General features: G+C 42.0%; 24 protein-coding genes. 22 read left to right on the top strand and 2 right to left on the bottom strand.

Features of this window, described 5'->3' with window-relative positions; all coding sequences use genetic code 11:
- The first annotated feature begins 2 nt into the window (after positions 1-2).
- The 9 genes from fmt (at position 3) to spoVM (ending at position 8512) form a co-directional block, all read left to right on the top strand.
- Positions 3-953: a methionyl-tRNA formyltransferase gene (fmt, locus tag LC033_RS03540; RefSeq protein WP_226566889.1), complete on the top strand. Its 951-nt coding sequence runs from the start codon at positions 3-5 to the stop codon at positions 951-953.
- Complete coding sequence (gene rsmB, locus LC033_RS03535) at positions 940-2283, top strand: 16S rRNA (cytosine(967)-C(5))-methyltransferase RsmB (protein WP_226566888.1); 1344 nt, start codon at positions 940-942, stop codon at positions 2281-2283. Before fmt ends, rsmB begins: the two co-directional genes overlap by 14 nt.
- 3 nt (positions 2284-2286) lie before the next feature.
- The gene (rlmN, locus tag LC033_RS03530) at positions 2287-3375 is read left to right on the top strand and encodes a dual-specificity RNA methyltransferase RlmN (RefSeq protein ID WP_226566887.1); all 1089 of its coding nucleotides are present in this window, start codon (positions 2287-2289) and stop codon (positions 3373-3375) included.
- Positions 3376-3378: 3 nt separating this feature from the next.
- On the top strand, positions 3379-4149 hold the full coding sequence (locus LC033_RS03525) for a Stp1/IreP family PP2C-type Ser/Thr phosphatase (protein ID WP_264188623.1): 771 nt from the start codon (positions 3379-3381) through the stop codon (positions 4147-4149).
- Positions 4143-6098, top strand: a complete 1956-nt coding sequence (pknB, locus tag LC033_RS03520; protein WP_226566886.1) for a Stk1 family PASTA domain-containing Ser/Thr kinase — start codon at positions 4143-4145, stop codon at positions 6096-6098. Before LC033_RS03525 ends, pknB begins: the two co-directional genes overlap by 7 nt.
- 12 nt (positions 6099-6110) lie before the next feature.
- Complete coding sequence (gene rsgA, locus LC033_RS03515) at positions 6111-7001, top strand: ribosome small subunit-dependent GTPase A (protein ID WP_226566885.1); 891 nt, start codon at positions 6111-6113, stop codon at positions 6999-7001.
- A 3-nt stretch (positions 7002-7004) separates the two neighbouring features.
- A complete protein-coding gene (gene rpe, locus LC033_RS03510) occupies positions 7005-7655 on the top strand; it encodes a ribulose-phosphate 3-epimerase (RefSeq protein ID WP_226566884.1) in 651 nt (216 codons plus the stop codon).
- Positions 7656-7715: 60 nt separating this feature from the next.
- A complete protein-coding gene (locus LC033_RS03505) occupies positions 7716-8360 on the top strand; it encodes a thiamine diphosphokinase (protein WP_226566883.1) in 645 nt (214 codons plus the stop codon).
- Between the two features lie 71 nt (positions 8361-8431).
- Entirely contained in the window at positions 8432-8512 is an 81-nt protein-coding gene (spoVM, locus tag LC033_RS03500; RefSeq protein ID WP_008354550.1) for a stage V sporulation protein SpoVM, read from the top strand.
- Between the two features lie 69 nt (positions 8513-8581).
- Here the strand turns inward: spoVM and rpmB are convergent, their stop codons facing one another.
- Positions 8582-8770, bottom strand: coding sequence for a 50S ribosomal protein L28 (rpmB, locus tag LC033_RS03495; protein ID WP_226566882.1), 189 nt, complete (start codon positions 8768-8770; stop codon positions 8582-8584).
- Between the two features lie 243 nt (positions 8771-9013).
- Between rpmB and LC033_RS03490 the strand changes: the two genes are divergently transcribed.
- The 13 genes from LC033_RS03490 to ftsY all read left to right on the top strand — a co-directional run bounded on the left by LC033_RS03490 (position 9014) and on the right by ftsY (position 24138).
- The gene (locus LC033_RS03490; protein ID WP_226566881.1) at positions 9014-9376 is read left to right on the top strand and encodes an Asp23/Gls24 family envelope stress response protein; all 363 of its coding nucleotides are present in this window, start codon (positions 9014-9016) and stop codon (positions 9374-9376) included.
- A gap of 15 nt (positions 9377-9391) precedes the next feature.
- Complete coding sequence (locus LC033_RS03485) at positions 9392-11065, top strand: fatty acid kinase ATP-binding subunit FakA (protein WP_226566880.1); 1674 nt, start codon at positions 9392-9394, stop codon at positions 11063-11065.
- A 149-nt stretch (positions 11066-11214) separates the two neighbouring features.
- Entirely contained in the window at positions 11215-11877 is a 663-nt protein-coding gene (sdaAB, locus tag LC033_RS03480; protein ID WP_226566879.1) for an L-serine ammonia-lyase, iron-sulfur-dependent subunit beta, read from the top strand.
- A gap of 20 nt (positions 11878-11897) precedes the next feature.
- The gene (gene sdaAA, locus LC033_RS03475; protein WP_226566966.1) at positions 11898-12800 is read left to right on the top strand and encodes an L-serine ammonia-lyase, iron-sulfur-dependent, subunit alpha; all 903 of its coding nucleotides are present in this window, start codon (positions 11898-11900) and stop codon (positions 12798-12800) included.
- A complete protein-coding gene (gene recG, locus LC033_RS03470) occupies positions 12778-14826 on the top strand; it encodes an ATP-dependent DNA helicase RecG (RefSeq protein ID WP_226566878.1) in 2049 nt (682 codons plus the stop codon). The genes sdaAA and recG overlap by 23 nt, the downstream gene beginning before the upstream one ends.
- 112 nt (positions 14827-14938) lie before the next feature.
- Positions 14939-15505, top strand: a complete 567-nt coding sequence (gene fapR / locus LC033_RS03465) for a transcription factor FapR (protein ID WP_226566877.1) — start codon at positions 14939-14941, stop codon at positions 15503-15505.
- Between the two features lie 15 nt (positions 15506-15520).
- Positions 15521-16519 (top strand): phosphate acyltransferase PlsX, encoded by a 999-nt coding sequence (gene plsX, locus LC033_RS03460; RefSeq protein ID WP_226566876.1) that lies wholly within the window; start codon positions 15521-15523, stop codon positions 16517-16519.
- A 15-nt stretch (positions 16520-16534) separates the two neighbouring features.
- Entirely contained in the window at positions 16535-17479 is a 945-nt protein-coding gene (gene fabD, locus LC033_RS03455; RefSeq protein WP_226566875.1) for an ACP S-malonyltransferase, read from the top strand.
- On the top strand, positions 17479-18222 hold the full coding sequence (fabG, locus tag LC033_RS03450; RefSeq protein WP_226566874.1) for a 3-oxoacyl-[acyl-carrier-protein] reductase: 744 nt from the start codon (positions 17479-17481) through the stop codon (positions 18220-18222). Before fabD ends, fabG begins: the two co-directional genes overlap by 1 nt.
- An 81-nt stretch (positions 18223-18303) precedes the next feature.
- Positions 18304-18537, top strand: coding sequence for an acyl carrier protein (acpP, locus tag LC033_RS03445; RefSeq protein ID WP_003212028.1), 234 nt, complete (start codon positions 18304-18306; stop codon positions 18535-18537).
- 183 nt (positions 18538-18720) lie between these two features.
- Positions 18721-19464: a ribonuclease III gene (rnc, locus tag LC033_RS03440; RefSeq protein WP_226566873.1), complete on the top strand. Its 744-nt coding sequence runs from the start codon at positions 18721-18723 to the stop codon at positions 19462-19464.
- 105 nt (positions 19465-19569) lie between these two features.
- Positions 19570-23130 carry a chromosome segregation protein SMC gene (gene smc, locus LC033_RS03435; protein WP_226566872.1) on the top strand — a complete coding sequence of 1187 codons (3561 nt, stop codon included), beginning with the start codon at positions 19570-19572 and terminating at the stop codon, positions 23128-23130.
- Between the two features lie 21 nt (positions 23131-23151).
- Entirely contained in the window at positions 23152-24138 is a 987-nt protein-coding gene (gene ftsY / locus LC033_RS03430; RefSeq protein ID WP_226566871.1) for a signal recognition particle-docking protein FtsY, read from the top strand.
- 58 nt (positions 24139-24196) lie between these two features.
- Here the strand turns inward: ftsY and LC033_RS17155 are convergent.
- Positions 24197-24275, bottom strand: a 79-nt coding sequence (locus LC033_RS17155; protein ID WP_326849188.1) for an IS3 family transposase, incomplete at its 5' end; no start/stop codon positions are given.

Below are 24275 nucleotides of genomic sequence, written 5' to 3'. Positions count from 1 at the left end.
AAATGGCACGTATTGTATTTATGGGAACCCCTGATTTCTCAGTACCTATGCTAGAAACACTAATTACAGACGGATACGAAGTCGTAGGGGTCGTCACACAGCCAGATCGCCCGAAAGGCAGAAAACGAGTGCTGACACCGCCTCCTGTGAAAGTAGAAGCCCTAAAACATGGCATTCCTGTTTTACAGCCTGAAAAGGTACGTCTTGATGAAGAAATCGATAAAGTGCTTGTGCTAAAGCCGGATTTAATCGTGACAGCAGCATTTGGACAAATTTTGCCAAAAAGATTACTGGATGAGCCTGAATTTGGCTGTATTAATGTTCATGCCTCATTGCTGCCAGAGCTAAGAGGCGGTGCGCCAATCCATTATGCGATCCTACAAGGTAAAAAGAAAACAGGCATAACGATCATGTACATGGTTGAAAAGCTCGATGCAGGTGACATGATTAGCAAAGTAGAAGTAGAAATTGATGAATTAGACAACGTGGGGACATTGCATGATAAATTAAGTATAGCAGGCGCAGCGTTACTAAAGGATACTGTTCCAAACGTTCTAAGTCGATCCATCTCTCCGATCCCGCAAAATGAAGAGGCGGCAACCTATGCACCAAATATTAAGCGAGAGCAAGAAAGATTAGACTGGACAAAACCTGGAGAAGAGCTTTACAACCAAGTTCGCGGCTTAAATCCATGGCCAGTTGCCTATACTGAATGGAACGGTGCTAATTTGAAAATTTGGGAAGCGAAAAAAGTTGCGCTTCAAGTGCAAAGAGAGCCTGGAGAAGTGATCGAGCTTCAAAAACAAGGACCAGTTATTGCGACTGGGAATCAAGGTCTTTTGTTAACAAGTGTACAGCCAGCTGGAAAGAAAAAAATGAGCGGGGAAAACTTCTTAAGAGGCGCAAATATCGAAATTGGACAGAAATTAGGGTTAATGAATGAAGAAAAGTAATGTGAGAGAAATAGCGCTAAACGCTTTAATCAAACTCGAACAAAACCAAGCTTACAGTAATTTGCTTTTGCAGTCAGTCATGAAAGATCAAGAGCTGGCAGATCAGGACAAACCACTGTTAACGGAGCTTGTGTACGGTACACTGCAAAATAAGCTAGCACTTGACTATATGCTGGCTCCCTTTGTGAAAAAACCACAAAAGGTGGCCCCGTGGGTCATGCAGCTATTACGTATGTCCCTTTATCAAATGGTCTACCTTAAAAAAATCCCAGATCGTGCAGCCATCCATGAAGCAGTCGAACTAACGAAAAAGGGCGGGCATAAAGGCATTTCATCACTTGTCAACGGCGTTCTTCGTTCTGTACAAAGAGAAGGCGTTCCGTCTTTTGATGCAATCAAAGAACCGGTAAAGCGACTCTCGATTGAAACAAGCCACCCATTATGGCTCGTAAAGGAGTGGGTTCAAGCTTATGGCTTTGAAGAAGCAGAAAGCATGTGTCGCATTCATTTAGTACCGCCAAAGCAAGCCCTTCGTGTGAATCGAATGAAAACTGATCGAGTGACATTACAGCATGAACTGATGGATGGAGGGATTGAAACAGAGCTTGGCGACTTATCTGAGGATGCACTGAAGCTTATGAAAGGATCCATTGTATCAACTCCTTCCTTTCAAAAAGGCTATGTGACCATTCAAGATGAAAGCTCAATGCTTGTTGCAAGAGCGCTGGACCCTCAACCGGGAGAAACGGTACTTGACGCCTGCGCGGCGCCTGGCGGCAAATCAACACATATCGCAGAGCGAATGAACGATGAGGGGAAAATTGTTTCACTTGATTTACATGAACACAAAGTGAAACTCATTAAACAAGCAGCAAAGCGGCTGAACCTGACTCACATTGAGGCAAAAGCGCTTGATGCAAGGAAAGCAACGGAACATTATAGCGAAGCTTCGTTTGACCGTATACTAATTGATGCACCATGTTCAGGTTTTGGCGTCATCAGAAGAAAACCAGACATGAAATATACAAAGTCTAAAGAAGACTCAGCAAGGCTTGCGACAATTCAGCAAGCGATACTACACGAAGCAGCCCCGCTTCTAAAACCCAGGGGAATCCTTGTATACAGTACATGTACAATGGATCCAATAGAAAATCAACAAGTGATTCATGCGTTTTTACAGAAACACCAAGAATTCGAACCCGATCTATCTCTTAATGAACGGCTGCCTGAGCAGGTTGCTCCGTTTGTTCAAAACGGAAGTGTGCAAATTCTTCCTCATTATTTCGGAACAGATGGTTTCTTTATTTGCAGCATGAGAAAGAAGGGATAAAAAATGACTGAACAAAAACAAAAAGTAAGAAAAGAACTGAAAACAGACATGCCGTCGATCTACTCATTTGAGCTTCATGAAATCAAAGAATGGTTAAAAGAACATGGTGAAAAGCCTTTCCGTGCAACCCAAATTTTTGAGTGGCTTTATGAGAAACGTGTCACATCCTACGATCAAATGTCTAACCTTTCAAAGGCTTTAAGGGAAAAATTAAAGGGCCAATTTGCAATCACCACATTAAAAACAGTGATCAAACAAACATCTCAAGATGGAACGATTAAATTTTTATTTGAACTGCACGACGGCTATACAATTGAAACAGTTCTCATGCGTCATGAATACGGCAACTCTGTTTGTGTCACAACACAGGTCGGCTGTAGAATTGGCTGTACGTTCTGTGCTTCTACACTTGGCGGGTTGAAACGAAACCTTGAAGCAGGTGAGATCGTTGCCCAAGTATTAAAAGTACAGCAGGCACTTGATGAAACAGATGAAAGAGTCAGCTCTGTTGTGATCATGGGAATTGGTGAACCGTTTGATAACTTTGACGAAATGCTTGCATTCCTTAAAATCATTAACCATGACAATGGCTTAAATATTGGCGCGCGTCATATTACGGTTTCTACAAGCGGGATCATTCCAAAGATCTATCAATTTGCCGATGAGCAAATGCAAATCAACTTTGCTGTCTCACTGCATGCACCAAATACAGAGATTAGAAGCCGCCTGATGCCGATCAATAAAGCGTATAAGCTGCCAAAATTAATGGAAGCCATTGAATACTACATTCAAAAAACAGGCAGACGTGTGAGCTTTGAATATGGCCTGTTTGGCGGAGTAAATGATCAAGTTCATCACGCTGAAGAGCTTGCTGACTTATTAAAAGGAATCAAATGCCACGTGAACCTGATTCCGGTGAACTATGTACCGGAGAGAGATTATGTCAGAACACCAAGAGAACAAATCTTCCTATTTGAAAAAACACTGAAAGAACGAGGCGTAAATGTAACGATTAGACGAGAGCAAGGACATGATATTGATGCTGCTTGCGGTCAGCTAAGAGCGAAGGAGCGTCAGGAAGAGACGAGGTGACGAATGTTGATAAGGGCAGCCTTTCAAACCGATACAGGAAAAGTCCGTCAGCATAATGAAGATGATGCAGGTATTTTTGAAGCAAAAGAAGACACACTTCTCGCTGTTGTAGCAGATGGAATGGGAGGTCATCTTGCTGGTGATGTAGCCAGCAAGATGGTAGTCTCTTCATTAAAAGAACACTGGGAGGAAACATCTTCAATTCCAAATAAACCAGCCGATCAAGAAAGCTGGTTAATTTCAAAAATTAGTGAAATTAATGACCAAGTACATGAACATGCGAAAAACAATGAGGCGTGTCAAGGAATGGGAACGACCATTGTTTGTGCGCTTGTTCATTTGCAAACGGTCACTATTGCCCATATTGGAGACAGCCGCTGCTACTTACTAAGAGAAGGAGTGCTAACCCAATTAACGGATGACCACTCGCTTGTCAATGAGCTTGTGAAAACGGGTGAGATCTCAAAAGCAGATGCGGAGTATCATCCAAGAAAAAATGTACTGACAAAAGCCTTAGGCACAGACAAGTACGTTCAAATCGATGCACGTACCTTTGAAGTTGACCTAGGAGATCAAATTTTGCTTTGCTCAGATGGGTTATCGAATAAAATAGAAGAAGAGATATTGGTTCATATTTTAACGCAAACGACTGCACCTGATGAAAAAGTAACAGAGTTAATTCAGACAGCGAATGACAACGGCGGTGAAGATAACATTACAGCAGTACTGTTAGAAATCTCCTCCCAAACAGAGGAGGGTGACAGCAAGTGTTGATCGGAAAAAGGATCAGCGGCCGTTATCATATTCTTCGCGTCATAGGCGGAGGCGGAATGGCAAACGTTTATTTGGCAGAAGATATGATTTTAGATCGCGAAGTAGCGATTAAAATTTTGCGGTTTGACTTTGCAAGTGATGATGATTTAATTAGACGGTTTCGGCGAGAAGCGCAATCAGCGGCAAGTTTAGATCATCCAAATATTGTTAGTATCTACGATGTAGGGGAAGAAGATGACATTTATTATATTGTCATGGAATATGTCGAGGGGATGACGCTGAAGGAATACATACACGCCAACGGACCGCTTCATCCAAAAGAAGCCGTTCGCATCATGGAGCAAATCGTTGCGGCAATGGAAGAAGCCCATGCGAAACAGCTCGTCCATCGGGACATTAAGCCTCACAATATATTAATAGACAACATGGGGAACATCAAAGTGACTGATTTTGGGATTGCTATGGCACTCAGCTCAACGACCATCACCCATACAAATTCTGTCCTAGGCTCCGTGCACTATTTATCTCCAGAACAAGCACGCGGAGGTCTTGCAACGAAAAAATCAGACATCTATTCACTAGGCATTGTGCTTTATGAACTCATCTCAGGATGCATGCCGTTTGAAGGAGAATCAGCTGTCAGTGTGGCGCTAAAGCATTTGCAATCAGAACCGCCATCTGTGAGAAGATGGAATCCTTCTGTTCCACAAAGTGTGGAAAACATCATTTTAAAGGCGATGGCCAAGGATCCATTTTATCGATATGAAGATGCGTCTGAAATGCAAAAAGACTTAAAAACAGCCTTCGACCCTTCGAGACTAAAAGAAAAGCGTTTTGTCATTGAAGAAGATCATGAAGCAACGAAAGCCATCCCAATTATAAAAGATCATCAAGTAGACCAACACAATGAAAAAGCAGCCGTCCATCCGCCTCAAAAACCGAAGAAAAAAGAGAAACAAAAACCGAAAAAGAAACGAAAAAAATGGCCGCGGATTTTGGCGTCGATCTTATTTGTTTTGACAGCTGCAACAATTTTAGCCATCACTGTGTTTCCTGGATTGCTCTTTCCAAAAGATGTTGAGGTCGTCGATGTATCTGGTATGACGTTTGAAAAAGCAGAAGATACCTTGAAAAAAGCCGGATTGACCGTCGTTTCTGGACCCATTGATATAGCAGATGAGAAGGTTGAAAAAGGACTTGTTGTCAAAACAGATCCGAAAATCGGCACAAAGGTAAAAGAAGGAACGGAGATTCAGCTTTATCAAAGTACAGGCAAAGAAAAGACCGAATTACCTGATGTAACAGGCGAAAAGGTTGAGAAGGCAAAAGAATTATTAGAGAAAAAAGGGTTTAAACAGGTCGTCGTGGAGGAAGTGAATGATAATGACACCGAATCAGGGCTTGTCTTGGAACAGAAACCTTCAGCAAATACAGAGCTTGTCGCAGCTGATGAGGAAGTGACTTTGACAGTCAGCATAGGACCTGCCGATATTACATTGCGGGATTTAACGACATATAGTAAACAGGCTGCATCGAATTATTTAGAGGACAATGGACTCAAGCTTGATGAAAAAGAAGCGTATTCTGATGATGTTCCAAAAGGCGAGGTCATGAAGCAGGAACCAAGTGCGGGAACTACTGTCAAAATAGGTGATACAGTCAAGATCACATTTTCACTTGGACCGAAGAAAAAGCCGGCCAAAACAGTGACGGAAAAGATTTCGATCCCATATGAACCAGAAACGGAAGGGCAAGTAATGAATGTCCAAATCTCCATTGACGATGCAGAGCATAGCATTTCTGATTTATATGAAACCTTTAAAATCACTGCACCAACCAAACGAACCATAAAATTTAAAATTGAACCAGGTCAAAAAGGATATTATCAGGTGACGGTTGATGATAAAGTGGTGAGCTCCAAAACGATCGAATATCCTGATGATGAATAAAGGAGGGACTTTATGCCTGAGGGCAAAATTATTAAAGCATTAAGCGGCTTTTATTATGTACTGGATCAGTCTGAAGAAAAAGTGATTCAGTGCAGAGCAAGAGGTATTTTTCGAAAAAACAAAATTACACCTCTTGTTGGAGATTATGTCGTCTATCAAGCAGACAACGATAAGGAAGGCTACTTATTGGAAGTAAAAGAGCGGACAAATGAACTTGTTCGGCCACCTATCAGTAACGTCGCTCAAGCGGTACTTGTGTTCTCAGCGACAGAGCCTACCTTTAGCACATCGCTTTTAGACAGGTTCCTAGTGCTTGTTGAAGCTAATCATATAGAGCCGATTATCTGTATCACAAAAATTGATTTGCTGAAGACAGAGCAAGAGCGTGAAACAATACAAGCATATGCAGAGGACTATCGACAAATTGGATATGACGTACATTTAACCTCTACAATTGTAGGGGACGGAATTGAAAAGCTGATCCCGCATTTTCATAATAAAATCACCGTGTTTGCAGGTCAGTCTGGTGTAGGAAAGTCCTCCCTTTTAAATGCGATGAGCCCTGATTTGGCACTGAAAACAAATGATATTTCATCCCATCTTGGCAGGGGGAAACATACGACAAGACATGTGGAACTCATTCGTACAGCTGAAGGGCTCATTGCAGATACACCCGGCTTTAGCTCACTCGAATTTGCCGGTATCGAAGCGGAAGATTTAGGGCTGTACTTTTTAGAAATCAGAGAGCGGAGTACGGATTGTAAGTTTAGATGCTGTTTACACGTGAAAGAGCCTGGCTGTGCCGTCAAAGATGCGGTAAAGCATGAGCAAATCAGAGAGTATCGCTATCAGCATTATTTAGAGTTTTTAACTGAAATCAAAGACAGAAAGCCGAGGTACTAAATCATGGTTTATATTGCCCCATCCATTCTATCAGCAGATTTCGCCAATTTGGAGAGAGATATCCGTGATGTGGAACAAGGCGGAGCGGATTATATTCATATCGATGTCATGGACGGTCATTTCGTACCGAATATCACATTTGGATCAAATGTAGTAGAGGCGATCAGGCCGCATACAGGTCTTCCGCTGGATGTTCATTTAATGATTGAACAGCCAGACCGGTATATCCCTGCCTTCGCAAAAGCGGGCGCTGACATCATTTCTGTTCATGTTGAGGCGTGTCCGCACTTACACCGGACGATACAGCACATCAAAGAACAAGGTGTAAAAGCAGGGGTCGTCCTCAACCCGCATACACCCGTTTCTCAAATTGAGCATGTATTAGAGGATGTGGACCTGGTGTTATTCATGACGGTGAATCCTGGTTTTGGTGGACAGGCGTTTATTTCATCCGTACTCTCTAAGGTAAAAGAGGTCAAGGTACTTAGTGAACAAAAGGGATTAACCGACTTACTCATTGAAATAGACGGCGGTGTCAATGTAGAAACAGCAAAGAGCTGTAAAGAAGCAGGCGCTAATTTACTTGTGGCCGGCTCAGCGGTATATGGAAAAGACAACCGCGCAGCAGCCATTCAGGCGATTCGAGAAGCGTAAAGAAAGGAACCAAAGTCATTGTGATCTTTGGTTCTTTTTAAATAGAGAGGAGCGTATAACATGAACATACATATTGTAGCCGGCGGTCCTTTTAAATATATCCCGGCCTTTGAACATGAGGCATCAAAGGATGACATTCTCTGGGTCGGTGTAGACCGAGGAACCCTCTTCTTACTAGAGCACGGCATTGTTCCTGCGAGAGCATTTGGTGATTTTGATAGTGTGACAGAAGAAGAGCTTCGCGAGCTAAAAAAGACATTGCCTACCCTGAATGTATTTCAGGCAGAAAAAAATGAAACCGATTTAGAGCTTGCGCTTCATTGGGCCTTGGACCAGCACCCGGCGCATATTCAAATTTACGGCATCACAGGTGGAAGAGCTGATCATTTTCTGGGGAATATCCATCTCCTTTACCAAGGCATTCAGCACAAGCAGAACATCACCCTAGTGGACAAACAAAATATCATTCAGATGTTTGGACCTGGTACATATGAAATCAAACAAGACTCAGACAAAAAATATGTATCGTTTCTTTCCTTTGGTACACCAGTTGAAAAGCTGACATTAAAAGGTTTCAAATATCCACTGAAAAATTGTCATATTGAGCCTGGTTCCACACTATGTATTAGTAACGAACTCATCCACTCAAATGGTACTTTTTCTTTTCATGAAGGCATATTATTAATGGTAAGAAGCAAAGATTGACCAACCTATCAATGTGGATGGCTGATTAAGCTCAATTGTGCTGGTAGCGGTACTTTTAGGAGGGGGACAAAATGAAATTTTATACAATCAAACTGCCTAGATTTCTTGGCGGCATTGTCCGTGCGATGCTTGGTTCATTTAAGAAAGATTAATGAGTAATCTCCTTTATTTCCACATAAAAACGCCTGCTACAATTAACTGTAGCAGGCGTTTACTCTTGCTTATACACGCTCAACTTTACCAGATTTCAAAGCTCGAGCTGATACATATACTCTTTTAGGCTTACCGTTCACTAAAATACGAACTTTTTGAAGGTTCGCGCCCCATGTACGTTTTGTAGAGTTCATTGCGTGAGAACGGTTGTTCCCAGCTTTTGTTTTTCTGCCTGTAATAACGCATTTACGTGCCATTTGTTTCCCTCCTAACTGCGAAAACATCATCATATTCTTCATATACGTACTTAGAGATGCCTCAAGATACTTTAATAATTTACCACAGCTTCAAGGGGTTTGCAAGGATTGTTTACTCCTCTTTCAAGAAAAATACCTTGACAACTTGATAAAAAATCGAGACTAATGATTTCTTTTAAAAAGAAGGGTCTTATAGTAAAATAGTGATAACTCAGGGCAATTTCTCAAAAAGGGGGAACCAATGTGTCCATTGAACTTAGAACGAAATACGGACAAATTGATATATCAAATGAAGTCATTGCAATGGTGGCAGGAGGCGCTGCGATCGATTGCTATGGTATTGTTGGCATGGCGTCCAAAAATCAAATGAAGGACGGCTTGACGGATATTCTCCGCAAAGAGAACTTCAGCCGGGGTGTTCTTGTGCGTCAAAAAGAAGACCGCATTCATATTGATATGTACATCATCGTCAGCTACGGTACAAAAATATCAGAAGTCGCACATAATGTTCAAACGAAAGTCAAATATACGATTCATCACACGATGGGACTTTCTGTTGACTCAGTCAACATTTATGTACAAGGAGTAAAAGTTACGAACCCGTAGTAAGGAGGAACTATATTGTCTATTAGAAATCTTGATGGCCGCTCATTTGCAAAAATGATTCTTGCAGGTGCTCACCATCTTTCTCAAAACGCACAAATTGTTGATGCGTTAAATGTTTTTCCAGTGCCAGACGGAGACACGGGGACAAATATGAATTTGTCGATGACTTCAGGAGCAAAAGCAGTTGAAGAAACAAATACCGATCACATTGGTAAGGTCGGGGTGGCTCTGTCGAAAGGGCTATTGATGGGGGCAAGAGGAAACTCAGGTGTGATCCTGTCTCAGCTCTTCAGAGGTTTCAGCAAAAATATAGAACAAAAAGAGGCGATTGATGCCAAAGAATTTGCCCTTGCCTTACAGGCGGGTGTTGATACAGCATATAAAGCCGTGATGAAACCGATTGAAGGGACGATCTTAACGGTTGCAAAGGATGCAGCAAAGAAAGCGGTTGCTGTTTCAGCGACAGAAGATCAAATTGATCATGTTCTTGAATTAACGATTGAAGAGGCAAAAGCGTCCCTTGATCGAACACCAGATCTGCTACCTGTCTTAAAAGAAGTGGGCGTTGTAGATAGTGGAGGTAAAGGACTTCTATGCGTATATGAAGGTTTCCTTGCTTCGTTAAGAGGGGAAGAGCTCCCTCCTAAAACAGCTTCTTTGCCAACATTAAAAGAACTAGTCAGTGCAGAGCATCATAAAAGTGCACAAAGTCATATGAACACAGAAGATATTGAATTTGGCTATTGTACAGAATTTATGGTGAAATTTGAAGATGACAAACAGTCCTTTGAAGAAAATGCCTTCAGAGAAAACTTAAGCGAATTTGGAGATTCCCTTCTTGTGGTATCTGATGAGACGCTAGCGAAGGTTCATATTCATGCAGAGCAGCCAGGAGAAGTCTTAACATATGCACAGCGCTACGGCAGCTTGATCAATATGAAAATAGAAAACATGAGAGACCAGCATAGCTCGATCGTGAATGAAGAAAAAGATCACTCGTCTGCTGCACCAAAAGCGCCTGCTGCTGAAAAGCAGCGCTTTGGAGTAGTGAGTGTCGCAATGGGAGAAGGAATTGCTGATTTGTTTAAAAGTATCGGGGCTTCCGTCGTCATCGAAGGTGGACAAACGATGAATCCGAGCACTGAAGACATTGTCAAAGCAATTGAAAACATACATGCCGAAACCGTTTTTATCTTACCTAATAATTCTAATATTGTCATGGCAGCTAAACAGGCGGCAACTGTCTCAAGTCGTGAGGTCATAGTGATTCCGACGAAGACCGTACCACAAGGAATGTCGGCAATTCTTTCTCTAAATGAAACAGCTTCAAACAAAGACAACGAAGCAGCAATGTTAGAAGCGATTGATTATGTAAAAAGCGGCCAGATTACCTTTGCAGTGAGAGATACCCAAATAGATGGGATCGACATTGCCAAAGACGATTATATGGGTCTATTCAATGGGAAAATCACTTTAACGGCTAAAAATCAATTGGATGCAGCCAAAGAGCTGTTAAGCCAAATGGTGACAGAAGACGATGAGATTGTCACGATTATTAAAGGAGAAGACGCATCATCTGAGGAGATGGAAGCGTTAGAAGCATTTATTGAGGAAACATTTGAAGATGTAGAAGTTGAAGTCCACGATGGAAGACAGCCGCTTTATTCATATATTTTTGCTGTTGAATAATGAAAGAAGGGCACATAAAGCTCTTCTTCTTCTTTTGCAATTTTTTACGAAGGATTCATCGGTGAAATGAGTTGCGGGAAACAAATGAATCCATTAGTCTAAAGGAAGAAACAAACCAATACGTGAGTGGTTATGAGAGGGGAAGACCTATGAAATTTAGAAGTGTGTTTGATATTATTGGACCCGTTATGATTGGTCCATCAAGTTCGCACACAGCGGGTGCGGCTCGTATAGGAAGAGTGGCTCGTAGCTTATTCGGAAGAGAACCGAAACGAATTGTCGTTTCATTTTATGGTTCTTTTAAAGATACGTATAAAGGGCACGGTACAGATGTAGCCATTATAGGGGGTGTTCTTGACTTTGATACATTTGATGAACGAATCAAAACAGCGATTGATATTGCAAAAAGTAAGGAAATTGACATCGAATTTAAAGAAGAAGATGCAGTACCAGCGCATCCGAATACAGCAAAAGTAGAGATTTCAGATGCGAACGGAAAGCTTGAATTAATCGGGATTTCCATCGGTGGAGGTAAAATTGAAATCACAGAATTAAATGGCTTTGAACTCAGACTTTCAGGAAACCACCCTGCCATTCTTGTGGTTCATAACGATCGCTACGGAACGATTGCGGCAGTCGCCAATGTATTAGCAAAATTCGCTATTAACATCGGTCATATGGAAGTGGCGCGTAAAGATGTCGGGCAAGAGGCATTGATGACAATTGAAGTGGACCAAAATATTGACCCTAATGTCCTTTTAGAGCTTGAAACGCTGCCTAACATTATTCAAGTCACACAAATTGCAGAGTAACAACAAGGAGGTTATGTATGATGTTTAAAAACGTCAAAGAACTCGTGCAGCTTACAGAAGAACGGAATACCTCCATTTCAGAAATTATGATTTCACAAGAAATGGAAGTGACAGGGAAGTCATGCGAAGAGATTTTCTCGCAGATGTATCGCAATTTAGAAGTGATGGAGCAGGCGGTTGAAAACGGACTAAAAGGTGTCAAATCATTATCAGGTTTAACAGGCGGAGATGCCGTAAAACTTCAAGCATATATCGCATCAGGCAAAACATTGTCTGGTCATACCATCTTAGATGCTGTCAGTAAGGCAGTTGCCACAAACGAGGTCAATGCAGCGATGGGTACCATCTGTGCAACACCTACAGCAGGCTCAGCAGGTGTTGTGCCAGGAACGCTGTTTGCAGTAAAAGAAACATTAAAGCCAACAAAGGAACAAATGGTTAGATTCTTATTTACTTCTGGCGCATTTGGTTTTGTTGTGGCAAATAACGCAAGTATCTCTGGTGCAGCAGGCGGCTGTCAGGCAGAGGTAGGCTCAGCATCAGGTATGGCAGCAGCAGCGATTGTAGAAATGGCAGGCGGCACGCCGCAGCAATCGGCTGAAGCAATGGCCATTACACTGAAAAATATGCTTGGTCTTGTTTGCGATCCAGTAGCAGGACTTGTCGAGGTGCCATGTGTGAAACGAAACGCAATGGGTGCCTCAAATGCAATGATTGCAGCAGATATGGCACTTGCCGGCATTACAAGCCGTATTCCATGTGATGAGGTCATTGATGCCATGTATAAAATTGGTCAAACGATGCCAACAGCTCTTCGTGAGACAGCGCAAGGCGGACTCGCTGCAACACCGACAGCAAGAGAGCTTGAAAAGAAGATTTTCGGAGGTGTGACCTCATCTCGTGATACAGAAACTGAAAGATAATGTCTCTGTCCTAAAAGGGATTGGAGAAGAAACAGAAAAAACATTAAACGAACTTGGAATCCATACAGTATCCGATTTACTCGGCTACTTTCCTTATCGATATGATGACTATGAGCTTAGAAACTTAGAAGAAGTAAGGAATGACGAACGTGTCACAGTTGAAGGCAAAGTGCACAGTGAGCCCGTTCTCACCTATTATGGAAAAAAACGAAGCAGGCTGACATTCAGGCTGCTTGTCGGTCGTTTTTTGATTACAGCCATATGCTTCAATCGCCCCTATTTAAAACGGAGTCTTGTTTTAGGTGATACAGTATCAATAACAGGAAAATGGGATAAAAACCGTCAATCCATTATGGTACAGGAATTTAAAAAAGGCACGCGCGAACAAGATGGCAGCATAGAACCTATCTATTCTGTAAAAGAAAATGTGACAGTGAAGATGATGAGACGCTTTGTAAAGCAAGCTCTGTCACTTTATGTAGACAAAGCCGAAGAACCACTGCCAAAGGAGCTTGTATCTGCCTATAAACTCATGTCCTATCAAGACGCATTAAAGACCATTCATCTCCCTGAAACAAGAGACTCGCTCAAGCAAGCCAGACGCCGCTTCGTTTACGAGGAATTTCTGATTTTTCAGCTGAAGATGCAGGCGATTAGAAAGAAAGAACGAGAAAAAACATCAGGCATCCAGCATCCATTTTCAAAAGAGGCTGTCTTTGAATTTGTTCATAACCTGCCTTTCCCGCTCACAAAAGCACAATCAAGAGTTCTTGATGAAATTATGTCCGATATGGTGTCGCCGTATCGCATGAACCGGCTGCTCCAAGGAGATGTTGGATCGGGGAAAACCGCGGTTGCCGCCATTGCGCTTTATGCCGCTCATTTATCCGGTTTTCAAGGTGCACTGATGGTGCCAACAGAAATTTTGGCAGAGCAGCATGCAGATTCACTTTACCAGCTGTTTGAAAAATGGGATTTGAACATTGCTCTATTGACTAGTTCTGTGAAAGGAAAGCACCGCAGAGAATTGCTGGAACGTTTAAAGAAGGGCGAGATTGATGTATTAGTCGGGACGCATGCTCTTATTCAAGATGAAGTAGAATTTCAGCAGCTCGGTCTTGTTATCACAGATGAACAGCACCGGTTTGGTGTGGAACAACGAAAAAAACTGAGAAGTAAAGGGCAGGATCCAGACGTCTTGTTTATGACCGCAACACCAATTCCAAGAACACTCGCAATTACTGTATTTGGAGAAATGGACGTATCTGTCATTGATGAATTGCCAGCCGGACGAAAGCAAATCGAAACGTATTGGGTGAAGCATGACATGCTCGAGAGGATTCTTGTTTTTGTGGATAAAGAGCTGAGAAAGGGAAGACAGGCGTATATTATTTGTCCGCTTATTGAAGAATCAGACAAGCTGGATGTTCAAAATGCGATTGATGTTTATAACATGTTGACGGAGGCGTATCCCGGAAAATGGTCGATTGGCTTAATGCACGGGAAACTCGCTAATGATGAAAAAGATCAGGTGATGAGAGCCTTTACCGCAAATGAAGTCCAAATTCTCGTTTCGACTACAGTCGTTGAAGTTGGGGTAAACGTGCCGAATGCCACCATTATGGTCATTTATGATGCGGACCGCTTCGGACTGTCTCAGCTTCATCAGCTAAGAGGCCGAGTCGGACGCGGGGAGCATCAGTCATTTTGTATTTTAATGGCTGATCCGAAATCAGAGACGGGGAAAGAGCGGATGCGGATCATGTCCGAAACAACCGATGGCTTTGAGCTGTCTGAAAAGGACTTAGAACTTCGAGGGCCTGGCGATTTCTTTGGCAAAAAGCAAAGTGGAATGCCTGAATTTAAAGTGGCAGATATGGTCCATGACTATAGAGCGCTTGAAACCGCTAGAAAAGATGCGGCAGACCTTGTGCAATCTGACTCCTTTTGGACAGAGCCTGAATACAAAGAACTTCGGCAGATGCTAGTAGATAGCGGTGTCCTAGGCGGAGAGAAATTAAGCTGATCAAGAGCTGGAGGAATTTTCTTGTCTTTTTGAAACAAGGATTGATTTATCATCTATGAGATTATATACTACTATTAGTACCTAGTCATAAATGTACGGATGGTGTCTGCATATGAAACTAAATAAAAAAGAACGTCAAAGGCTTCTCCAGCAAACGATCAGCTCGACTCCGTTCATTACTGATGAAGAATTGGCAGGTAAATTCGGTGTAAGCATTCAAACGGTTCGTCTTGATCGTTTGGAGCTGTCAATCCCTGAATTACGCGAAAGAATTAAGCATGTTGCCGAAAAGACATTAGGGGATGAAGTAAAGTCACTTCCGCTGGATGAGGTGATTGGAGAAATGATTGATGTAGAGCTTGATGATCAAGCCATTTCGATTTTTGAAGTGAGAAAAGAACATGTATTTAGCCGTAACCAAATTGCCAGGGGACATCATCTTTTTGCCCAGGCAAATTCGCTTGCAGTTGCCGTCATCGACGATGAACTGGCTTTAACAGCAAAAGCGAATATCAAGTTCACAAGGCAGGTCAAACAAGGCGAAAGAGTTGTCTCAAAAGCCAAAGTAGCCTCACATAATAAAGAAAAAGGCAGAACCGTAGTTGCAGTAAACAGCTATGTGGGTGAGGAAGTTGTCTTCTCAGGTGACTTCGTCATGTATCGCTCAAAACAAAAGTAAAAGGTGGCACATAACATGAGAATTGCAGTCGATGCAATGGGGGGAGATCATTCCCCTAAAGCCATTATTGACGGTGTGCAAAAAAGCTTAGTAGCATTTTCAGATATCGACATTACACTTGTCGGCGATGAAAACAAAATCAAACCATACATAACAAATCATGAGCGCATCACGATTTTAGATGCCAAAGAAATCATTGAACCGACAGATGAGCCAGTACGAGCAGTCAGACGCAAAAAGGATTCATCCATGGTGAAAATGGCGCGAGAAGTTTGCGAAGGAAGAGCGGATGCCTGCATTTCAGCTGGAAATACAGGAGCTCTTATGACAGCAGGACTGTTTATCGTAGGCAGAATCGATGGAATTGACAGGCCAGCACTTGCACCAACTTTGCCAACACTTGATGGCAGCGGATTCTTACTGCTAGATGTCGGCGCAAATGTCGATGCCAAACCCGAACATCTTGTGCAATATGCCGAGATGGGATCTATATACGTAGAGCGTGTCTTTCCGAAAAGTAATCCGCGCGTTGGACTTTTAAATGTAGGGACAGAAGATAAAAAAGGCAACGATTTAACAAAAAAAACCTTTGAATTACTAAAAGCATCAGACTTAAATTTTGTAGGAAATGTCGAGTCTCGTGACTTATTAGAAGGTGTAGCTGATGTCGTAGTAACAGATGGTTTTACAGGGAATATCGCCCTTAAAACGATTGAAGGCACAGCCCTTTCCATATTTAAAATGCTGAAAGAAACATTAACATCCAGCTTCACAGCAAAAATAGCAGCAGGCATGATGAAGCCGAAATTAATGCAGATGAAATCAAAAATGGATTACTCCGAATATGGCGGTGCCGCTTTATTTGGTTTAAAAGCACCTGTCATTAAAGCGCATGGCTCCTCTGATGAAAATGCCATCTTCCATGCAATTCGTCAGGCACGCGATATCGTTGAAAAAGATGTTTCAGCCATCATTTATCAAGAAGTTCAAAAAGAAAACACGAATGAGTCTTAATGGAGGTAGAGCAGCATGAGTAAAATCGCATTTTTATTCCCTGGCCAAGGCTCTCAAAAAATTGGCATGGGGAAAGATTTATTTGACCAAGAAGCAGCATCTAAAGCTGTGTTTGAAGAAGCAGACAAGACCCTCGGTTTTGATTTATCTTCTATGATTTTTGAAGGAGATGCAGAAGAACTGACGCTGACATATAATGCGCAGCCAGCTCTTTTAACGACAAGCATCGCCATCTTAAAGAAATTTGAAGAGAGCGGAATCAAAGCAGATTATGCAGCAGGACACAGTCTTGGTGAATATACAGCTCTTGTTGCAGCAGGCGCTCTTTCGTTTAAAGATGCCGTTTATGCAGTAAAAAAACGCGGCGAATTAATGAATGAAGCCGTTCCAGCAGGAGAAGGCGCTATGGCAGCGATTCTCGGCTTAGACCAAGCGGCACTTTTAGAAGTGACAAAAGAAGTGACAGGAAGCGGTCATCTTGTAGAACTCGCTAACTTAAACTGTTTTGGTCAAATCGTGATCTCTGGTACAGCAAAAGGTGTAGAACTTGCATCAGAGAAAGCGAAAGAAAAGGGCGCAAAACGTGCGATTCCACTTGAAGTGAGCGGGCCTTTCCATTCTGCATTAATGAAACCTGCGGCTGAAAAATTCACAGACGTTTTATCAAAATTAGACATTTCAGATGCCGAGACGCCAGTTATTTCAAACGTAACAGCAGACATCGTGACATCTCGTGATGAAATTGAGACAAAGCTCATTGAACAACTGTATTCTCCAGTTCGTTTTGAAGAAAGTGTGGAACGCCTTATCGATTTAGGTGTGACAACGTTTATTGAAATTGGACCTGGTAAAGTGCTTTCAGGACTTGTAAAGAAGGTCAATCGCCGTCTGACGACTATTTCCGTTTCAGATCAAGAAACAATTGAAGCAGCAATTCAAACATTGAAGGGGGATTCTTGATGCTTACAAATAAAACAGCCATTGTAACAGGTGCATCACGCGGAATTGGCCGCTCCATTGCGATTGATTTAGCGAAAAATGGTGCAAATGTGGTGGTGAACTATTCAGGAAACGAAGTGAAAGCAAATGAAGTAGTGGATGAAATCAAAGCACTTGGTCAACAGGCTTTTGCTGTCAAAGCTGATGTCTCGAATGCTGAAGAAGTACAAGCATTAATGAAACAAACGATTGATACATTTGGTTCAATCGACATTCTTGTGAATAATGCTGGTATTACAAAGGATAACCTGCTCATGAGAATGAAAGAAAATGAATGGGATGATGTCATTAACATAAATTTAAAGGGTGTCTTTAACTGTACAAAAGCCGTGACACGCCAAATGATGAAGCAGCGAAGCGGAAGAATCATCAACTTGGCATCAGTGGTCGGCGTATGCGGAAATCCTGGACAAGCGAACTACGTCGCAGCAAAAGCTGGCGTTATTGGTTTAACGAAAACAACTGCAAAAGAGCTGGCAAGCCGTCATATTACAGTCAATGCAGTAGCACCCGGCTTTATTTCGACAGATATGACAGACAAGCTTGATGACAATGTACAATCAGAAATGTTAAAGCAAATCCCACTCGCACGCTTTGGTGCACCAGAAGATATTAGCAACGTCGTTGTCTTTTTAGCTTCAGAGGGATCAGGTTATATGACAGGCCAAACCATCCAAGTAGATGGCGGAATGGTCATGTCCTAAGAAATATCAAAATTTCGTTATGTTTTCTCTAGTTTTTTAAAAACGAATCAACTATAATACTTTGAGGGGAGGTGAAAGGCAATGGCAGACGTATTAGAGCGTGTATCAAAAATTATTGTAGACCGCCTTGGCGTTGATGAGGCTGACGTGAAAATGGAAGCTTCATTTAAAGAAGATTTAGGCGCTGATTCCCTTGATGTAGTTGAGCTAGTTATGGAACTGGAAGATGAGTTCGATATGGAAATTTCTGACGAAGATGCTGAAAAAATTGCAACAGTCGGTGACGCTGTGAACTACATAAATAGCCAGCAATAAGCGTAACAAAGTCCCGTCTACTATCATGACGGGACTTTGAAAATTTATGTTAGTTTCAACACATTCAGCTGATCAATTGTCAGCCTTTTTCAGATGCTGGGAGCAATGTTTCCTTGCATGTAGAAAGAGAGACTCCATATAATCAGTATCCTTAAAGGCAATTAAGCCTACCTGGAGGTTGCTATGCCAAAACACTATAAAGACAAACAAAAACAGAGCAAGAAACTAGAGCAATTTAGAGAATTCCAGCATCGCATTTCAGTACACTTTAAAAATGAAAAACTTCTCTATCAAGCCTTTACACATTCCTCTTATGTGAATGAGCACCGAAAAAAACCTTACGAGGACAATGAAAGACTTGAATTTTTAGGAGATGCTGTTTTGGAATTGACCATCTCCCAGTTCTTATTTGCGAAATATCCAGCGATGAGCGAGGGAGATTTAACAAAACTGAGAGCGGCGATCGTGTGTGAACCGTCACTTGTGTCACTAGCACATGAGCTGTCCTTCGGAGACCTTGTTCTTTTAGGAAAAGGTGAAGAAATGACAGGTGGTAGAAAGCGGCCAGCACTTTTAGCTGACGTATTCGAGGCGTTTATCGGAGCACTTTATTTAGATCAGGGGCTGGAGCCTGTTGAACAATTCTTAGAAGCCTATGTGTATCCGAAAATTAACGACGGAGCCTTCTCACATGTGATGGATTTTAAAAGCCAACTTCAAGAATTTGTTCAGCGCGATGGAAAAGGTGTGCTAGAATACCGAATCCTGCATGAAAAAGGACCAGCACATAACAGGGAATTTGAAGCAAATGTATCCATTCACGGAGAAGTGCTCGGAATTGGAAACGGCCGCTCTAAAAAAGAAGCAGAACAGCACGCTGCACAGGAAGCACTTGCTAGATTGCAGAAACATCATATGAACCAATAAAATCCCCCTCGTCAATCAGGGGGATTTCACTCTGTTTTCTATCATCTTTTCTCACTTCATATGGTAAGATGATAGTACTTTAAATACATAAGGAGGATCACTCTCATGTTCCTCAAACGCTTAGACGTGATAGGATTCAAATCTTTTGCACAGCGAGTGACCGTGGACTTTGTGAAAGGTGTCACCTCTGTTGTTGGACCAAACGGAAGTGGCAAAAGTAATATTACCGATGCCATCCGCTGGGTACTTGGAGAACAATCAGCAAAAAGCCTCCGCGGAGGAAAAATGGAAGACATCATTTTTGCAGGAAGTGACTCAAGAAAAAGAGTCAACTTAGCAGAGGTGACATTAACGTTAGATAATGAAGATCACTTTTTACCGATCGATTTTCACGAAGTCAGTGTGACAAGAAGGGTGTATCGTTCAGGAGAAAGTGAATTTCTCATAAACAATCAATCTGTTCGCTTAAAGGATATTATCGATCTTTTCATGGATTCAGGCCTTGGCAAGGAAGCTTTTTCTATCATCAGTCAAGGGAAGGTAGAGGAGATTCTATCGAGTAAGGCAGAAGAAAGAAGAAGTATCTTTGAAGAAGCGGCAGGTGTCTTGAAATATAAAACAAGAAAGAAAAAAGCCGAGAATAAACTAATTGAAACGCAGGACAACTTAAACCGGGTGGAAGATATTCTGCATGAATTAGAAGATCAAGTAGAACCATTAAGGATGCAAGCATCGATTGCAAAGGACTATTTACAAAAAAAAGAAGAGCTTGAACATGTAGAAATTGCTTTAACTGTCTATGATATCGAAGTACTTCACGAAAAATGGACAACACTAGGCGAAGCTGTCGAGCGATTCAAACAAGATGAAATGAAGCAGTCCACAGACATTCAAGCAAAAGAAGCCAAAAACGAGGAATCCAGAGACCGAATTCAGGTGCTTGATGAATCGATACATGACCTGCAAGAAGTTCTGCTTTTCACAAGTGAGGAATTAGAAAAGCTTGAAGGGAAAAAAGAAGTTCTAAAAGAACGAAAAAAAAATGCAACAGCAAACCAAAGTCAGTTGGAAGAAGCGCTCGTTCGTTTAACCGAAAAGCAGGCACTATTAACCGAAAAGATTGCCCAACAGAAAATCACACGGGACAGCCTACAAAAAGAAGTGCAGCAGCTAAAAGAAGAAGTGAAAACAAGACAGCATCAACTTTCGCTTCATAGTGAAGATGTAGAAGGTCAAATTGAACAGCTGAAAAGTGACTATTTTGATCTACTCAATGAGCAGGCTTCAATCCGCAATGAACGTAAATTTCTAGAAGAGCAGCAGCGCCAAGCGGCCATGCAGCTACAGCGTCTGACGCAAAATAACCAGAAACACATAGAAGAACGTGTGTCTGTCAAAAAGAAGAAGACGGAAGCTGAGAAGCAGCTTTCAAAACTGGAAGAAGATATTTTGGCTCAGGTGAAACGATTTAAAGAGGCTGAACAAAAGCTTGAGCAAATAAAACGTCAATACGAGAAAAAAGAAACGGCTCTTTACCAAGCCTATCAATATGTACAGCAAGCAAAATCAAAAAAAGAGATGCTTGAATCAATGCAGGAAGACTTCTCCGGCTTTTTCCAAGGAGTCAAAGAGGTCTTAAAGGCAAAGGATCGGTTAGGCGGTATTCACGGTGCCATTGCAGAGCTGATTCAAACCGATCAACAGCACGAGACAGCGATTGAAATTGCGCTAGGTGGAGCCACGCAGCACATAGTTACTGAACATGAAGCAGCAGCCAGACAGGCCATTGGATACTTAAAGCAGCAATCCTTTGGACGTGCTACCTTCCTGCCAATAAACGTGATCAAAGAAAGAACCATTCAGTTTAGAGATGTCCAAATAGCTGAGCAGCATGCTGCATTTATCGGCGTAGCGAGTCATCTCGTTTCCTTTGATGAAAAGTATCAAAAGGTCATTCAAAGCTTGCTTGGAACGGTCCTTATCGTCAGAGACTTAAAAGGCGCAAATGAGCTGGCGAAAATGCTCGGACATCGTTATCGCATCGTGACCCTTGATGGAGATGTCGTTAACCCAGGTGGTTCAATGACTGGGGGCGACGTGAAAAAAAAGAACAACTCCCTCCTCTCAAGAAACCGAGAGATCGAAACATTAACAAAGCAGCTCCTTGAAATGGAAGAAAAAACAACGATCCTTGAAAAAGAAACAAAAGAAACGAAGCAATCAATTGCAGCAAGCGAAACCCAATTAAATGAGTTGCGTCAGCGCGGCGAAACGCTTCGAGAAAAGCAGCAAGAGATGAAAGGGAAACTATATGAATTGCAAGTAGCAGAAAAAAATATTAATTCTCATCTCGAGCTCTATGATCAAGAAAAAGAAGAATTGCAGCAGCGTTCTACTGAACTTGCGAGCAAGGACAAAGAGCAGGTAACCCTTGAAGCTTCTATAGGTGAGAAGTTGACGTCTCTTGATGAAGAGATCAACACGTTAACCAAGCGTAAGCAGACCCAAAGCTCAACGAAAGAAACCATTTCTGCCAAATTAACAGAGCTGAAAATCTCCCTTGCCAAAAAAGAGCAGTCTTTAGCAAATGAACAAGAAAAGCTTTCCAGCTTAACGGCTGAATTAAAAGAGGCTGAAAAGACGATGGTGGAAACAAAAGAAGATCTGTCCCTTTTAACAAGTGAAATGTCATCTAGCTCAAGCGGAGCAGAACAGCTAGAAGAAGCTGCAAAAGAGAAGCTGGAAAATAAAAATAAAACGACAGCGCTCATTTCAGAGCGCCGTAAACAGCGTCTGTCACTTTCTGAAACATTAGAATTTGCTGAACGTGAACTCAAAGAGCAAAAAAGACTTTACAAGCAGATCACCACAATCCTAAAAGATGAAGAGGTTAAGCTGGGCCGAATGGAGGTCGAGCTCGATAACCTCATCGCCTATTTAAATGAAGAATACGCGCTTTCGTTTGAAGGAGCAAAAGAAATGTATCATCTGACCTTAACACCAGATGAAGCAAGAAAACGAGTGAAACTGATCAAACTAGCCATTGAAGAGCTTGGAACAGTGAACTTAGGCAGTATTGATGAGTATGAACGCGTGAATGAACGTTACCTCTTCTTAACAGAACAGCGAAATGATTTGACAGAAGCGAAAAATACGTTATTCCAAGTCATCGAAGAAATGGATCAAGAGATGACAAAGCGCTTCTCTGAGACATTCTCTCAAATCCGTGGGCATTTTGAATCGGTTTTCCAAGCATTATTTGGCGGGGGAAGAGCAGACCTTAAGCTGACAGATTCAAACGATTTATTAAACTCTGGAGTCGATATTGTTGCACAGCCGCCAGGGAAAAAACTGCAAAACCTAAGCCTGCTTTCAGGCGGAGAGAGGGCATTAACAGCGATCGCTTTACTATTCTCTATCTTAAAAGTCAGACCTGTTCCATTCTGTGTGTTAGATGAGGTAGAAGCAGCGCTTGATGAAGCCAATGTCTTCCGCTTTGCACAATATTTAAAGAAATACAGCCAAGAAACGCAGTTCATTGTCATTACTCACCGTAAAGGAACAATGGAAGAAGCAGACGTCTTGTATGGTGTCACAATGCAGGAATCAGGTGTCTCCAAACTTGTATCCGTCAAATTAGAGGAAACGAAAGAGCTTGTTCAGTAATTAAAGGAGGTTTTTGAACCAATGAGCTTTTTTAAGAAATTAAAAGAAAAATTTACGCAGCAAACCGATTCAGTATCAGAAAAGTTTAAAGATGGACTTGAAAAAACGAGAAACTCATTTCAAGGGAAAGTAAACGACCTAATTTCTCGCTACCGTAAGGTCGATGAAGACTTTTTTGAAGAACTAGAAGAAGTTTTAATCGGTGCTGATGTCGGTTTCACAACTGTGATGGAACTGATTGATGAGCTGAAAAAAGAAGTGAAATTAAGAAATATTCAAGATCCAAGTGAAGTACAGGCGGTCATCTCCGAAAAACTTGTTGAAATTTACAATAGCGGAGAGGAACAAATCTCTGAGCTGAATATCAAAAACGGCCGTTTAAATATCATTTTATTTGTCGGCGTCAACGGTGTTGGGAAAACCACGACAATTGGTAAGCTGGCAAACAAGCTGAAAAATGAAGGGAAATCCGTTATTTTAGCAGCAGGTGATACGTTCCGTGCTGGGGCGATTGAGCAGCTTGAAGTATGGGGAGAGCGCTCTGGCGTTCCTGTCGTCAAACAAACAGCAGGCTCTGATCCAGCAGCGGTCATCTATGATGCCGTTCAATCAGCTAAAGCGAAAAAAGCGGATGTCCTCATCTGTGATACTGCAGGAAGACTTCAAAACAAAGTCAATTTGATGAAAGAACTGGAAAAGGTCAAGAGAGTCATTGAGCGCGAAGCCCCAGATGCACCGCACGAAGTACTCCTTGCTCTTGATGCGACGACGGGACAAAACTCCATGGCACAAGCAAAGGAATTCTCCAAAGCCACAAATGTGACAGGGATCGCTTTAACAAAGCTTGACGGCACTGCAAAAGGCGGGATTGTTCTTGCGATTAGAAATGAACTCAACATCCCCGTGAAGCTCGTCGGTTTAGGTGAAAAGGTTGACGACCTACAAGAGTTCGATGCTGAATCGTATGTGTACGGTTTATTTTCAGATGTCATTGATAAAGAAGACTAACAAAAAATGCAGGCTAAGGGGACTGACCCCCGTTTTTGAGACAGGGATCAAAACACCTTTATACAGCCAATTGCCGATAGTTTATCGGTGATTGGTTGTTTAGTTTTGTTTGAATACGAATGTTGTTATAATAATAA

It is taken from the genome of Bacillus stratosphericus (genome assembly GCF_020524495.1).
Lineage (GTDB): Bacteria > Bacillota > Bacilli > Bacillales > Bacillaceae > Bacillus > Bacillus stratosphericus_B.
This window is presented reverse-complemented; position numbering and strand designations above follow the sequence as displayed.

Coding starts and splice junctions, on each gene's coding strand:
- sdaAB (WP_226566879.1), top strand. CDS start 11,215: ATGAAATTTAGAAGTGTGTTTGATATTATTGGACCCGTTATGATTGGT.
- fabG (WP_226566874.1), top strand. CDS start 17,479: ATGCTTACAAATAAAACAGCCATTGTAACAGGTGCATCACGCGGAATT.
- ftsY (WP_226566871.1), top strand. CDS start 23,152: ATGAGCTTTTTTAAGAAATTAAAAGAAAAATTTACGCAGCAAACCGAT.
- rnc (WP_226566873.1), top strand. CDS start 18,721: ATGCCAAAACACTATAAAGACAAACAAAAACAGAGCAAGAAACTAGAG.
- rpe (WP_226566884.1), top strand. CDS start 7,005: ATGGTTTATATTGCCCCATCCATTCTATCAGCAGATTTCGCCAATTTG.
- fmt (WP_226566889.1), top strand. CDS start 3: ATGGCACGTATTGTATTTATGGGAACCCCTGATTTCTCAGTACCTATG.
- rlmN (WP_226566887.1), top strand. CDS start 2,287: ATGACTGAACAAAAACAAAAAGTAAGAAAAGAACTGAAAACAGACATG.
- rsgA (WP_226566885.1), top strand. CDS start 6,111: ATGCCTGAGGGCAAAATTATTAAAGCATTAAGCGGCTTTTATTATGTA.
- fabD (WP_226566875.1), top strand. CDS start 16,535: ATGAGTAAAATCGCATTTTTATTCCCTGGCCAAGGCTCTCAAAAAATT.
- acpP (WP_003212028.1), top strand. CDS start 18,304: ATGGCAGACGTATTAGAGCGTGTATCAAAAATTATTGTAGACCGCCTT.
- plsX (WP_226566876.1), top strand. CDS start 15,521: ATGAGAATTGCAGTCGATGCAATGGGGGGAGATCATTCCCCTAAAGCC.
- sdaAA (WP_226566966.1), top strand. CDS start 11,898: ATGTTTAAAAACGTCAAAGAACTCGTGCAGCTTACAGAAGAACGGAAT.
- LC033_RS03505 (WP_226566883.1), top strand. CDS start 7,716: ATGAACATACATATTGTAGCCGGCGGTCCTTTTAAATATATCCCGGCC.
- spoVM (WP_008354550.1), top strand. CDS start 8,432: ATGAAATTTTATACAATCAAACTGCCTAGATTTCTTGGCGGCATTGTC.
- smc (WP_226566872.1), top strand. CDS start 19,570: ATGTTCCTCAAACGCTTAGACGTGATAGGATTCAAATCTTTTGCACAG.
- rpmB (WP_226566882.1), bottom strand. CDS start 8,770: ATGGCACGTAAATGCGTTATTACAGGCAGAAAAACAAAAGCTGGGAAC.
- rsmB (WP_226566888.1), top strand. CDS start 940: ATGAAGAAAAGTAATGTGAGAGAAATAGCGCTAAACGCTTTAATCAAA.
- fapR (WP_226566877.1), top strand. CDS start 14,939: ATGAAACTAAATAAAAAAGAACGTCAAAGGCTTCTCCAGCAAACGATC.
- LC033_RS03525 (WP_264188623.1), top strand. CDS start 3,379: ATGTTGATAAGGGCAGCCTTTCAAACCGATACAGGAAAAGTCCGTCAG.